Origin of the sequence: Thauera phenolivorans (genome assembly GCF_001696715.1) — a bacterium.
GTDB classification, from domain to species: domain Bacteria; phylum Pseudomonadota; class Gammaproteobacteria; order Burkholderiales; family Rhodocyclaceae; genus Thauera; species Thauera phenolivorans.
Map to the genome: position 1 here is coordinate 341,355 of NZ_MBFM01000004.1, position 11,681 is coordinate 353,035.

The window sequence follows — 11,681 nt, forward strand, 5'->3', positions numbered from 1 at the left end:
TGAGTCCTCTTCAAAGACGGGAATCGGTCAGGCGCGGCGGGGCTGGGCCGCGACCTGCGGCTGGGCCGGCACGGGCGTCGTGCCGGGGGCGGCTTCCTGGTCCTTGCGGCCGGTCACCTTGGGGACGGTGAGCATGATCGACAGGATCGCCACGGCAACCATGAAGACGTTGAACATGAGGGCGATCACCGCGGCCTCGCGGACGGCGAGGTTGTCCTGGCGGCCCTGGAAGGTGATCACGCCTTCGAGCCAGGCGACGCTGTCCGGGCTGGCGCTGAGCGCGGTGAAGATCGCCGCGGAGATCGCCACGCCGAAGGCGGCGCCGAGGGACGAGGCCATCTTGTAGATGCCGGCGCCGGAGCCCACCTGCGCGGCGGGCAGACTGGAGAGTGCGGCATCGGTGGAGGGCGTGGCGTAGAAGGCCAGGCCGACACCGAACAGGGCATAGCCGATGACGGCGAGGATCTTGTAGTCGGTGAGCAGCAGGTTGGCCGGCGACAGCAGCAGGATGGCGAGCCCGGTGATGAGGCAGCCCCAGATCATCGGCTTGCGGGCCCCGAAACGCTGCAGCAGCTTCTCGCCGACGCGGATGAAGGCGATGATCGTGATCGCATAGCCGAGGGTGAGGATGCCGGCCTGCTGGGCGCTCATGTCGCCGCCGAACTGGACGAGCTGCAGCGAGACGAGCAGGGTGCCGGCGACGCCGTTGAGCAGGAAGTTCGAGATCGTGGCGCCGGTGTAGGTCGGATTGTTGAACAGCTTGAAGTCGACGAAGCCCTGGGCTGTGGTGCACTCGATGCGGAAGAAGAGCGCGCCGAAGATCACGGTGACGGCGATCAGGCCGAGCATCGCCGGGCTGGTCCAGCCGAACTTGTTGCCCTGGGTGACGACGATCTGCAGCGCGATCATCGCGATCATGAAGGTCGCCACGCCGGCGAAGTCGAACTTGTAGCTGCCCTTGACCTCCGCCTTGCTCTCGGGCGTGCCCCTGATCATCAGCAGGCCGATGATCGAGACGACGATCGAGGCGACGAAGATGTAGCGCCAGCCGAAGTTGGCCGTCACCAGGCCGCCGAACAGCGAGCACACGCCCGAACCGCCCCAGGAGCCGATCGACCACAGGCTCACCGCGCGCTGGCGCGCCGGGCCGTCCCAGTAGGTCTTCACGAGCGCCAGGCTGGCAGGCATGATGCACGCCGCCGACAGGCCCTGCAGCGCGCGGCCGACCATCAGGAAGGCGCTCGCCAGCTCGCCCGTGGGGGCGATCGCGATCAGCAGCGAACCGGCGATGTTCAGGTAGAAGCCCAGCGTGACGACCTTGACCCGGCCGAAGCGGTCGGCGAGCCCGCCCATGACGACGATGAAGATGCCCGAGAACAGGGCGGTGATCGCCACCGCGATGTTCATCATGCTCGCGTCCAGACCGAGCTCGCGCTGCATGTCGGGCGCGATGTTGAGCGTGGTCTGGGCGAACATCCAGAAGGCGATGACGCCCAGGATGATGCCGTACAGCAGTTTGTCAGTCCCCTGATAGCCGGGAGCCTGACCCGCGTTCGTGTTCATGCCGATCTCCTCGAAGGTGTGGGTGGAATCACTGGTACGGGGCGGATTTTTCTCCTCCCGGGTAAACCCGAAAAGGCATCGCGTAGGCGCGGGTGACAACTTTTTCGAATCACCCCCGCCCCCCCTTGCGCGCCCCGTTCCAGGCCGGGCTCGCCCCGGATTGCGCCGCGGCGCGGTGCGCAGTACCTTGGGCAGCGGACGATTCACACCCCGGCGGCCGCGATGAAAGATCACCAGCTTCGGGCGCTCCTGCGCGTGGCGGAGTGCGGCTCGATCCGCGCCGCGGCGCGCGTCATGAACCTGAGCCAGTCCGCGCTGACGCGCGCGCTGCGCGAGCTCGAGGCAGACGTCGGCGCCCAGTTGCTCGCGCGCAGCTACCGCGGCATCGAGTTCACCCCCGCCGGCACCGCCCTCCTCAAGCACGCCCGGCTGGCACTGTCGATCCTCGACAAGGCGGTGGAGGAAGTGCGACTGCTGCGTGGCGGGGTCGATTCCCACGTAGCGATCGCAGTGACGCCGATGGCGGGCGCCCTGGTGCTGCCGCGCGTGCTGCGCGAATACGCCTGCCTGCGCCCGGACACCGAGGTGCGCCTCACCGAGGGTCTGCTCACCCAGGTGCTGCCCGATCTCATCGAGGGACGGCTCGACTTCGCGATCGCGATCGTGAACCCCGCCGACCTGCCCTACGAGATCAGCTTCGAGCCGGTCTGCGACGCCGAGATCACGATCGCCGGACGCCTCGGGCACCCGCTCGGCGCGCACACCACCTGGTCCGCGCTGGCCGATGCCGCCTGGGTGCTGAACCTGAGTCCGGGCAGCCTCGCCCACACCTTCGAGACCTGGTGCCGGAATCAGGATCTGCCGCGGCCAAGGCACGTCGTCCACTGCTCGTCGACGATGCTGATGCTCGAGTTGATGCAGCGCACCGACCACATCGGCGTCGGCCCCGCGCGCCTGTTCACCGATGCGCTGGTGGGCCACGGCATCCAGCGCATCGAGGTCCAGCCCTTCCCGCCGGCGATGCCGCTCGGCCTGCTACGGGTCAGGGGCATCCCCCTGTCAACCTCGGCCAAGCCGATGGCGGCGCTGTTCATGCGCTATCTGGCTTGATCGACCCGAGGATCGCCGGCGCTGGCGGCAGTCCGCTGCGTAGATCGGATACATCAGTTTCTCTTCTGCCGCGATAAACTTCCCTGGTTACCACACACTCGATTGACCGGGAGGTCGCCCCATGCCCCTGACTTCAGGAACGACGTTCACCCTTCGCGCCGGATTGCTCGCCGCGATGCTCTGCCAGGCGGGTCTGGCCTCGGCCCAGACGATCGACGAAGCAAGCCTGCGGCAGCTGGACACGCGGCTCGAAGCCATCCAGCCGAAGATGGTCGCGTGGCGCCGCGACATTCATCGGCATCCCGAACTGTCCGGGCAGGAGGTTCGCACCGCGGCGCTCGTTGCCGACCACCTCAGAGCGCTCGGGCTCGAGGTGCGAACCGGCGTCGGCGGACACGGCGTCGTCGGCCTGCTCAAGGGCGGGCGGCCGGGCAAGGTGGTGGCACTGCGCGCCGACATGGATGCGCTGCCGGTCGCCGAAATCACCGGCCTCCCGTTCGCGTCCGGGGTGACGCAGATGCACATGGGAAGCGAATCGCCCGTCATGCATGCCTGCGGCCACGACGGCCACACCGCGATGCTGATGGGCGTGGCGGAAGTGCTCGCGGGAATGCGCGAGCAGATCCCGGGCACCGTCAAGTTCATCTTCCAGCCCTCGGAAGAAGGCACTTCCGTGCCGCCCGAGCCGGGCACGAGCTGGGGAGCGAAGGCGATGGTCGAGGACGGCGCCCTCGACAACCCGAAGCCCGACGTCGCATTCGCCCTGCACATCATTCCGAACATGCCCTCGGGCATGATCGGCTATCGCAGCGGGCCGCTTTTCGCCAGCGGCGACACGGTTCGCATCCGGATCAGCGGCAAGCAGACCCATGGCGGCTTTCCCTGGAACGGTGTCGACCCGATCGTCGTGTCGGCCCAGGTGATCACCGGACTGCAGACGATCGTCAGCCGCCAGCTCAATATCAGCAAGGAGCCCGCCGTGCTGTCGATCGGCCAGATCAATGGGGGCAACCGCGAGAACATCGTGCCCGAGTCGGTCGAGATGGTCGGCACCTTGCGCGCCTTCGACGAGGCGATGCGGAACGACGCCAAGGAGCGCATCACTCGAACGGCGGAGTCGATCGCGGCGGCAAGCGGCGCCAGCGCCGAAGTCAGCTTCGGCCCCTCGACCTATCCTGTGACGGCCAACCCCGAAGCGCTCACCGAGATGCTGGCACCGGTTCTGAAGAAGGTCAGCGGCGGCAAGGCGATGCAGACCTCGCGATTCATGGCGTCGGAGGATTTTTCGGAGTTCCAGAAGGTCGTGCCGGGGATGTACGTGATCCTGGGCGCCGCTCCCGAGGGGAAGACGCCGGCGACTGCGGCCCCCAACCACAGCCCGGCCTTCGATTTTGACGAAGGCGCGATGCCCACCGGCGCGAAGGCGCTCGCGGCAATGACCCTCGAGTACCTGGCAACACCGTAACCGGCGGTGCGACAACGGGGCGGCGGGGAACTCGCCGTCCCGCTTAGCACTCTCAATGCGCGAGTGCTAAGATTGCCTGCAAGGAGGTAGCCCAGAACATGTCACAAGCCCTGTCGTTCCCCGTTCCGTCTGCCGTCGGCAGCCTCGATCAGTACATCCAGTCGGTTAACCGGATGCCGATGTTGAGCGAGCAGGAAGAGGTGCAGCTTGCGACCCGGCTTCAGGAGCACGGCGATCTCGACGCCGCGCGCCAGCTCGTCATGTCCCATCTGCGGGTGGTGGTGGCGATCGCGCGCGGCTATCTCGGCTACGGCCTGCCCCACTCCGATCTGATCCAGGAAGGCAACATCGGACTGATGAAGGCGGTCAAGCGCTTCGACCCCAAGCGCGGCGTGCGTCTGGTGTCGTTCGCGATGCACTGGATCAAGGCCGAGATCCACGAATACGTGCTGAAGAACTGGCGGCTGGTGAAGATCGCGACCACCAAGGCACAACGCAAGCTGTTCTTCAACCTGCGCAGCATGAAGCGCGACAGCTCTACGCTGAACCCGGGCGAGGTGCAGGCGGTGGCCGACCAGCTCGGTGTGAAGCCGGAAGAAGTGGTGGAGATGGAGACTCGCCTCGGCGGCCGTGACATCCCGCTCGACGCCGGCAACGACGACGATGAGGACCGCTTCGCACCGATCGCCTGGCTGCCCGACCCGCAGGCCGAACCGGCCGAGGCGCTCGAGCAGGCGCAACTCGCCCACCTGCAGGACAGTGGCCTGCGCAGCGCCCTCGCCAGCCTGGACGATCGCAGCCGCACGATCGTGCAGCGGCGCTGGCTGGCCGAGGGCGAGAGCGCCACGCTGCACGAGCTGGCCGCCGAATACGGCGTGTCGGCCGAGCGCATCCGCCAGATCGAGGCGAAGGCGATGCAGAAGATGCGCGGGATGCTCGCCGAGGTAGCCTGAGCGATCGGGCCGCGCCGCAGCACCGATCGACGCGGCCACGTGTTTGGCAGGCCCTGTAGGAGCTCTGCCCCCAGAGCGATGGCGGCGGCTGAGCGCTCGACGCGGCTGCTATCGCCCTGGGGGCAGGGCTCCTACAGCGGCGGCGCTTGCCGGAGGCACCGTAGGAGCGCAGCCCTCTGCGCGATCAACGGCTACCGGCGAGCAGGGTGCGGATATCGGCCGCCAGGTTTTCTGGCGTTTCGCCATACCTCACGTACAGCCGCAGCCTCCCCTCCGGGTCGAAGACGTAGGTGCCGGCCGAGTGATCGATGGTGTATTGGCCGCCGATGTCGCCGCTCTTGCGGTAGAAGATCCGGAACTCCTTCGCCACCTCGGCGATGCGCTCCGGGCTGCCGTGCAGGCCGAGGAAGCGGGGATCGAACACCGGCACGTATTCGGCGAGCAGTTCGAGCGTGTCGCGCTCGGGGTCGACCGTGACGAACAGGACCTGCACGCGGTCTGCGTCGGGGCCGAGCTGGCGCATCACCTCGCTCATCGTCGACAAGGAAGTGGGGCACACGTCCGGGCACTGGGTGTAGCCGAAGAACAGGGTGACGACCTTGCCGCGGAAGCTCTCGATCGTGCGCGGCTGGCCCTGATGGTCGGTGAGCGCAAGCGACTTGCCGTAGTCGGCACCGGTGATGTCGGTGGCGTGGAAGGACGGCGCGTGCTCGCCGCAGCCGGCGAGCAGGCCCGCGGCGAGCACGCCGGCCGCGAGCAGGCGCAGGCGACGTAGTGGAGCGAGGAACATGGACGGGATCCCGTACGACAACTGGATGGCGCCCATGATAGGCGGTCGCGCCGGGCGTGGATAGCTGCGACCGGATGTCGCAGCCAGCCCGCTCTCCTCACAGCGGCAGGTAGTGGTCGACCAGCAGCGCCGCGAAAAGCCAGGCCAGGTAGGCGATCGAAAAGCGGAAGGTGCGGCGCGCGAGCGCGTCGCTGTAATCGCGGTGCAGGCGCCAGGCGTAATGCACGAAGCGCGCGCCGAGACCGACCGCGGCGACCAGATAGACGACCCCGCTCATCCGCGTGGCGTAGGGCAGCAGGCTGACGCCGAACAGGATCAGGCTGTAGAGGAGCACCGACAGCCGGGTGTATTCGGGGCCGTGCGTCACCGGCAGCATCGGCAGGCCGGCGCGCGCGTAGTCGGCGGTGCGATACAGCGCCAGCGCCCAGAAGTGAGGCGGCGTCCACGCGAAGATGATGAGGAAGAGCAGCAGCGCATCGGGCGGCACCTCGCCGGTGACCGCGGCCCAGCCGAGCACCGGCGGCATCGCGCCGGAGGCCCCGCCGATGACGATGTTCTGGGGCGTGCGCGGTTTCAGGAGCACGGTGTAGATCACCGCGTAGCCCACGAAGGTGGCGAAGGTGAGCCACATCGTGAGCGGGTTCACCGCCTGATGCAGCAGCGTGAGGCCGGCTCCGCCGAGCACGCCGGCGAAGCCGAGCACCTCGGCCGGCGCGAGGTCGCCGCGCGGCAGCGGACGACCGCGGGTGCGCGTCATGCGGGCATCGATCTGCTGCTCGATGAGGCAGTTCATCGCCGCCGCCGCCCCGGCCACGCAGGCAATGCCGACGGTGGCGGCGAGCACGGTGAGCAGGTCCGGCAGACCGGCGGGCACGGCGAGGAACATGCCGATCACCGCGCAGAATACGATCAGCGCGTTGACCCGCGGCTTGGTCAGTACGTAGAAGGCGCGCAGCCGGTGGGACAGTGCCAGCGGCGCGGCCGCGGTGGCGAACTGTGCGATGCGCAGGCGTTGGCGGATCCCCGTTCCCTTCATGGATTTCTCCCTCTTTCCTTCAGGCGCGCGCCGGCTGGCTGCGCAGCATCGCCGCGTGCTGCGACGAGACGGCCGCCCCGGCACGCAAGCGGTAGTTGACCCACACCATCGTCAGCACGAGCAGCGCCGCGCCCGCGTTGTGCGCGACGGCGAGCGGCAAGGGCAGCGACAGCAGCACGTTGGCGACCCCGAGCGCGACCTGCCCCGCGAGCAGGCCGAGCAGCACCGCGCCTGCCCGGCCTGCGCCCGGCCGGCGCAGCAGCGCCAGGCCGAACGCGAGCAGGAAGCCGCCGGCGACCAGCGCACCGAGCCGGTGCGACCAGTGGATCGCAGTGAGCGCGGCGTTCGACAGCAGCTCGCCCTCCGCAGTCATGCCGAGCTCGCGCACGACGTGGAAGGCGTTGGCATAGTCGGCCTCGGGCCACAGGCTGCCGTGGCAGGCGGGAAAATCGGTGCAGGCGAGCGCCGCGTAGTTGGTGCTGGTCCAGCCGCCGAGCGCGACTTGAGCGAGCAGCAGGACCAGCCCGAGACGCGCCGCAGCAGCCAAGCCCCGCCCGGCCGCCAGCCGCCGCCGCTCGAAGGCCCGCAGGGCGAGCCAGCCGAGCAGCGACAGGGTCGCGAGGCCGCCGAGCAGATGAGCGGTGACGATCGCCGGCTTGAGCAGCAGGGTCACCGTCCATTTGCCGAGCAGGCCCTGGAAGATCACCACGACCACCAGCAAGGTGGCCGCGACGGGCGCGCTGCCGGGGCGGTCGCGGTGATGCCAGGCGAGCGCTGCGATGGCGATGATCAGCAGTCCGAGGCTGGCGGCGAGGTAGCGGTGGATCATCTCCTTCCACGCCTTGGGCAGGCTCACCGGGCCGTGCGGGTCGGCCGCATGGGCGTCGAGGATGGGTGCGGCGGCGTGGGCGGGACTCAGCTGGCCGTAGCAGCCGGGCCAGTCGGGACAACCGAGGCCGGCGTCGGACAGGCGCACATAGGCGCCGAACACCACCACCAGCAGGGTCAGTCCGAGCGCGCAGAGGATCAGCCGACGGTAGGTGCGCATGCCGCCCTCCTCACTGCTTCCCGCCGCGACCGAGCGCGGAATACTTGAGCAGGCGCTGCAGATCCTTGGTCACCCCACGCGCATGGGCGGTGGCGTCGCTCGCCTCGCCGTAGCGCATCATCAGGTTGCCGAGTGGATCCACCAGGAACAGGCCGCTGCCGCCCTCGAGGAGGCCTGCACCCTGCAGGGTGGCGAGCCAGGCGGCGTCCGCACGCGCCAGCCGCACGCCTTGATGGGCCTGGTCGGCCGCGATTGCCGCCTTCGACACGGCGCCGTCGTCGGTAAGCACGCGCAGGCGGGCAACCCGGTCCATCTCCTTCGCCTGCGCCAGCCGCGCCTGGCGCGAAACGTAGAGCGCGCGCTCGCAGGCGTCGTCGCAGGCGGCTGGCCCGGCGACGAGCAGGGTCCACCGCCCCTCGATCTCGCTGCGGGGCAAGGCCGGCTGGCCGGCCGCGCCGGCGAGCGCGGCGGCAGGCAGCGCGACCGGCGCGATCAACTCGCCATGATTGACCCGTTCCTGCGGCGGCCACAGGTAGAACATCGTGTAGGACGCGGCGACGGGCAGCAGGCAGACGAAGGCGAGCAGCAGCAGCGTGCGGCGGCCGCGGCGGACATCGACCTGCGGGGATTGCGGTTCAGGCGAGGCGAGGCTTGCGCTGCTCATGATCTCTCCGCGAAAGACGGCGCCGGACGTACCAGGCGCTCAGGAAGCCGGCGAGGCCGGCGAGGGCGTACCACTGGAATGCGTAGCCGCGGTGACGGTCGATGCCGGCATCGGGGCGCGCCCAGTCGCGCACGAGGCCGTCGGCGGCGGACGAGGTCTGCTGCACGATCCAGGGCGCGAGCGCAAGACCGGACGACTGACGGTAGGCGGTGAGGTCGAGGTACTGCCACAGCCGGCCGCGGACGGCCTCGGCGGCGAGGGTGAAGGGCGCCACCTCCGGCCACCGCACCCGACCCTCGAGCACCTGCCCGCCCGCCGGCGCCGCCGCCGCGGGCAGGCGGGTGCGATCGGTGCCGGCGGCGATCCAGCCGCGATTGACCAGCACCGCGCCCGAGCCGTCGGCGAGCGCGAGCGGGGTCAGCACGTGGTAGCCCGCGCGCCCGTCATGGGTGCGGTTGTCGAGCAGGATCGTCGCCTCGTCCAGCCAGCGCCCCTCGAGCCGCAGCGGCAGCCATTCGGGGACATCCGCCGCGTCGGCGCGCAGGGTGACCGGCGGGCGCGCGGCGAGCGCCTCGATGCGCGCCTGGAGCGCGGTCTTCTCCTCGGCGCGACGCAGCTGCCAGTTGCCGAGCGACACGGTCAGCGCAAGCAGCGCCAGGCCGGCCAGCAGCGGCAACGCCCCGAGCAGGCACACGCCCGCCCCACGGGACGCGGCGGGCGGCATCTTCATCGCGCAGCGCCTCCGGACGCCGTCGCTGCGCGCGCGAACGTCTCGCGGGGGAGGACAGGCAGCGCCGTTTCGGTGAACAATGGAAACCCGCGCCTACTGACCTGCACCGCCATGCGCTTCGTCGTCATCGTCTTTCTCGTACTGATCGTCGCCAGCCTCGGCTCCGCGCTGGTCCTGCTGCTGCGCAGCCAGGGCGAAGGCGGCACCCGCGTGGCGCGCGCGCTGGCGATCCGCGTCGGACTCTCGCTGACCCTGTTCCTGCTGCTGATGATCGGCTTCGCCACCGGCCTCATCAGCGGCCGGCTGTGAGCCCCTCCTGCCCTCGTCATAGCCAGTAGACGACGACGAAGAGGATCAGCCACACCACGTCGACGAAATGCCAGTACCAGGCCGCGGCCTCGAAGCCGAAGTGGTGCTTCTCGTCGAAGTGCCCCGCCAGTACGCGCGCGAGCATCACCGAGAGCATGATCGCGCCGACGGTCACGTGCAGGCCGTGGAAGCCGGTGAGCAGGTAGAAGGTGGAGCCGTAGATGCCGCTATCGAGGCGCAGGTTGAGATCGGCGTAGGCGTGGGCGTACTCGTAGGCCTGCAGCGCGATGAAGATCGCGCCGAGCGCGATGGTCGCGAAGAGGCCGAGCTTGAGCTGGCCGCGATTGCCCTTGAGCAACCCGTAGTGGGCGAAGGTGAGCGTGACGCCCGAGGTGAGCAGGATCAGGGTGTTGATTGCCGGAATGCCCCACGCGCCCATCGGCGTGAAGGCGTCGCCGTCGTACGGCCCGGCGGTCGGCCAGGCGCCACCGAAGCCCTGCCACAGCAGGCTCTCGTTGTCGCCGGAGGAGAGCCAGGGCACGGCCAGCACGCGAGCGTAGAACAGCGCGCCGAAGAAGGCGGCGAAGAACATCACCTCCGAGAAGATGAACCAGCCCATCGACCAGCGGAAGGACTTCTCCACCCGGCTGCCGTACTTGCCGCCGACCGACTCGCGCACGACCTGGCCGAACCAGCCGAACAGCATGTAGATCAGCACCGCGACGCCGGCGAAGAAGATCCACTGCCCGGCCGCCACGTCGTTGAGCCACAGCGCGGCGCCGGCCCCGAACAGCAGCAGCGCGAGCGCGCCGATGATCGGATAGGCCGACGGTTCGGGTACGAAATAATGCTCGACGGTCTCGCTCATGGCCCTGCCTCCCGTGTTTTTCTGTTCTGCTATCCGACGACCAGTTGCACCACCAGCACCAGCACGAGGACGAAGATCCCGCCCGCGAGCACGCCGGCGACCACCACCGCGAGCGGGTTCAGCGAGCCGGCGTCGTCGATGTAGGCCTTGCGCTTGCGCACGCCGAAAAAGGACCACAGCACCGCACGCATCGTCGTCAGGAAGCCCGCCCGTTTCCGCGTCTCGTTCACAGCTTCGCACCCGCCCCGCTGCCGGCCGACAGTTGGCGGCCCTGCAGCTCGAAGAAGGTGTAGGAAAGGGTGATCGTGTGCACATCCGGCGGCAGCGCGGGATCGAGCACGAAGACCACCGGCATGCGACGGGTCTCGCCCGGCGCCAGCGTCTGCTGGGTGAAACAGAAGCAGTCGAGCTTGCTGACGTAGCGGCCGGCGCGCTGCGGGCCGTAACTCGGCACCGCCTGGCCGGTCACCGGCTCGCTGCGGGTGTTCGACACCTCGTACTCCACCTGCACCATCTCGCCGGGATGCACGCTCACGGTGCGCTGCAGCGGGCGGAATCGCCAGGGCAGGTCGTGGAGGTTGGCATCGAACTGGATGGTGACGCTGCGGCTCGGGTCGACCTGGGTGTTGGCCGCCGCGCGCGCGCCCCGTTCCGCCTCCGGACGCAGGAAGTTGTTGATGCCGGTCGCTTCGCAGATCTGCTCGTAGAAGGGCACGAGCAGGAAGCCGAAACCGAACATCATCGCCGCGGACAGGCCGAGGCGAACGAGCAGTCGCCGGTTCTCGCCGGTGCGGAAATCGCTGCGCCGCGCGCTCATCGGCCGAACACCTTGTACTTGACGATGACGAAGAGGAAGAAGCCGAGGGCCACCGCGCCGAGCAGCAGCCCGGTGCGGATGTTGGCGGCACGGCGGCGGTCGGGTTTCACGCTCACCTCACCACCGGGGCGACCTCAAAGGTGTGGTGCGGCGCCGGCGAGGGCACGGTCCACTCGAGTCCCTCGGCGCCCTCCCAGGCACGGGCCTCGGCCTTCCTGCCGCCACGCACGCACTTGACCAAGACGACGAGGAAGATCAGCTGCGACAGGCCGAAGCCGAAGGCGCCGACGCTGGCCATGGCGTTGAAGTCGGCGAACTGCAGCGCGTA

The 11,681-nt window shown here is 69.1% G+C and carries 13 protein-coding genes and 1 pseudogene; 4 read left to right on the forward strand and 10 right to left on the reverse strand.

Annotated features, from left to right (window positions below; genetic code table 11):
• Window positions 1-27: 27 nt before the first annotated feature.
• Complete coding sequence (locus BB334_RS11510; protein ID WP_083200404.1) at window positions 28-1,563, reverse strand: MFS transporter; 1,536 nt, start codon at window positions 1,561-1,563, stop codon at window positions 28-30.
• A 222-nt stretch (window positions 1,564-1,785) separates the two neighbouring features.
• Between BB334_RS11510 and BB334_RS11515 the strand changes: the two genes are divergently transcribed.
• From BB334_RS11515 to rpoH, 3 genes are all read left to right on the forward strand, one after another.
• Window positions 1,786-2,673 carry a LysR family transcriptional regulator gene (locus BB334_RS11515; RefSeq protein ID WP_068808642.1) on the forward strand — a complete coding sequence of 296 codons (888 nt, stop codon included), beginning with the start codon at window positions 1,786-1,788 and terminating at the stop codon, window positions 2,671-2,673.
• 121 nt (window positions 2,674-2,794) lie between these two features.
• Entirely contained in the window at window positions 2,795-4,138 is a 1,344-nt protein-coding gene (locus BB334_RS11520; RefSeq protein ID WP_068808643.1) for an amidohydrolase, read from the forward strand.
• A gap of 98 nt (window positions 4,139-4,236) precedes the next feature.
• Window positions 4,237-5,091 (forward strand): RNA polymerase sigma factor RpoH, encoded by an 855-nt coding sequence (gene rpoH, locus BB334_RS11525; protein ID WP_068808644.1) that lies wholly within the window; start codon window positions 4,237-4,239, stop codon window positions 5,089-5,091.
• 184 nt (window positions 5,092-5,275) lie between these two features.
• Here the strand turns inward: rpoH and BB334_RS11530 are convergent, their stop codons facing one another.
• The 5 genes from BB334_RS11530 to BB334_RS11550 all read right to left on the reverse strand — a co-directional run bounded on the left by BB334_RS11530 (window position 5,276) and on the right by BB334_RS11550 (window position 9,359).
• Window positions 5,276-5,881 carry an SCO family protein gene (locus BB334_RS11530; protein WP_068808645.1) on the reverse strand — a complete coding sequence of 202 codons (606 nt, stop codon included), beginning with the start codon at window positions 5,879-5,881 and terminating at the stop codon, window positions 5,276-5,278.
• Between the two features lie 97 nt (window positions 5,882-5,978).
• On the reverse strand, window positions 5,979-6,917 hold the full coding sequence (gene cyoE / locus BB334_RS11535; RefSeq protein ID WP_083200405.1) for a heme o synthase: 939 nt from the start codon (window positions 6,915-6,917) through the stop codon (window positions 5,979-5,981).
• 19 nt (window positions 6,918-6,936) lie between these two features.
• Complete coding sequence (locus BB334_RS11540; RefSeq protein WP_068808646.1) at window positions 6,937-7,965, reverse strand: COX15/CtaA family protein; 1,029 nt, start codon at window positions 7,963-7,965, stop codon at window positions 6,937-6,939.
• 10 nt (window positions 7,966-7,975) lie between these two features.
• Window positions 7,976-8,629, reverse strand: a complete 654-nt coding sequence (locus BB334_RS11545) for a hypothetical protein (protein WP_068808647.1) — start codon at window positions 8,627-8,629, stop codon at window positions 7,976-7,978.
• The gene (locus tag BB334_RS11550) at window positions 8,601-9,359 is read right to left on the reverse strand and encodes an SURF1 family protein (protein WP_068808648.1); all 759 of its coding nucleotides are present in this window, start codon (window positions 9,357-9,359) and stop codon (window positions 8,601-8,603) included. Before BB334_RS11550 ends, BB334_RS11545 begins: the two co-directional genes overlap by 29 nt.
• A 72-nt stretch (window positions 9,360-9,431) precedes the next feature.
• On the opposite strand from BB334_RS11550, the gene BB334_RS11555 reads away from it, so the two are divergent.
• Entirely contained in the window at window positions 9,432-9,668 is a 237-nt protein-coding gene (locus BB334_RS11555) for a DUF2909 family protein (protein WP_232756721.1), read from the forward strand.
• A 16-nt stretch (window positions 9,669-9,684) separates the two neighbouring features.
• Here BB334_RS11555 and BB334_RS11560 read toward each other — a convergent pair whose 3' ends face one another.
• The 4 genes and pseudogenes from BB334_RS11560 to BB334_RS18010 form a co-directional block, all read right to left on the reverse strand.
• A complete protein-coding gene (locus tag BB334_RS11560) occupies window positions 9,685-10,536 on the reverse strand; it encodes a cytochrome c oxidase subunit 3 (protein ID WP_068808650.1) in 852 nt (283 codons plus the stop codon).
• Window positions 10,537-10,565: 29 nt separating this feature from the next.
• Window positions 10,566-10,766 (reverse strand): DUF2970 domain-containing protein, encoded by a 201-nt coding sequence (locus BB334_RS17635; protein WP_232756722.1) that lies wholly within the window; start codon window positions 10,764-10,766, stop codon window positions 10,566-10,568.
• Window positions 10,763-11,353, reverse strand: coding sequence for a cytochrome c oxidase assembly protein (locus BB334_RS11565; protein ID WP_068808651.1), 591 nt, complete (start codon window positions 11,351-11,353; stop codon window positions 10,763-10,765). The genes BB334_RS17635 and BB334_RS11565 overlap by 4 nt, the downstream gene beginning before the upstream one ends.
• A gap of 112 nt (window positions 11,354-11,465) precedes the next feature.
• Window positions 11,466-11,681 (reverse strand): annotated as a pseudogene (locus tag BB334_RS18010) (cytochrome c oxidase subunit I); the annotation flags it as partial.

Bases quoted from the DNA above. Each gene is read 5' to 3' on its own strand.
- rpoH (WP_068808644.1), top strand. From the start codon at position 4,237: ATGTCACAAGCCCTGTCGTTCCCCGTTCCGTCTGCCGTCGGCAGCCTC.
- BB334_RS11545 (WP_068808647.1), bottom strand. From the start codon at position 8,629: ATGAGCAGCGCAAGCCTCGCCTCGCCTGAACCGCAATCCCCGCAGGTC.
- BB334_RS11550 (WP_068808648.1), bottom strand. From the start codon at position 9,359: ATGAAGATGCCGCCCGCCGCGTCCCGTGGGGCGGGCGTGTGCCTGCTC.
- BB334_RS11520 (WP_068808643.1), top strand. From the start codon at position 2,795: ATGCCCCTGACTTCAGGAACGACGTTCACCCTTCGCGCCGGATTGCTC.
- BB334_RS11510 (WP_083200404.1), bottom strand. From the start codon at position 1,563: ATGAACACGAACGCGGGTCAGGCTCCCGGCTATCAGGGGACTGACAAA.
- BB334_RS11540 (WP_068808646.1), bottom strand. From the start codon at position 7,965: ATGCGCACCTACCGTCGGCTGATCCTCTGCGCGCTCGGACTGACCCTG.
- BB334_RS11515 (WP_068808642.1), top strand. From the start codon at position 1,786: ATGAAAGATCACCAGCTTCGGGCGCTCCTGCGCGTGGCGGAGTGCGGC.
- BB334_RS11560 (WP_068808650.1), bottom strand. From the start codon at position 10,536: ATGAGCGAGACCGTCGAGCATTATTTCGTACCCGAACCGTCGGCCTAT.
- BB334_RS11530 (WP_068808645.1), bottom strand. From the start codon at position 5,881: ATGTTCCTCGCTCCACTACGTCGCCTGCGCCTGCTCGCGGCCGGCGTG.
- BB334_RS11565 (WP_068808651.1), bottom strand. From the start codon at position 11,353: ATGAGCGCGCGGCGCAGCGATTTCCGCACCGGCGAGAACCGGCGACTG.
- cyoE (WP_083200405.1), bottom strand. From the start codon at position 6,917: ATGAAGGGAACGGGGATCCGCCAACGCCTGCGCATCGCACAGTTCGCC.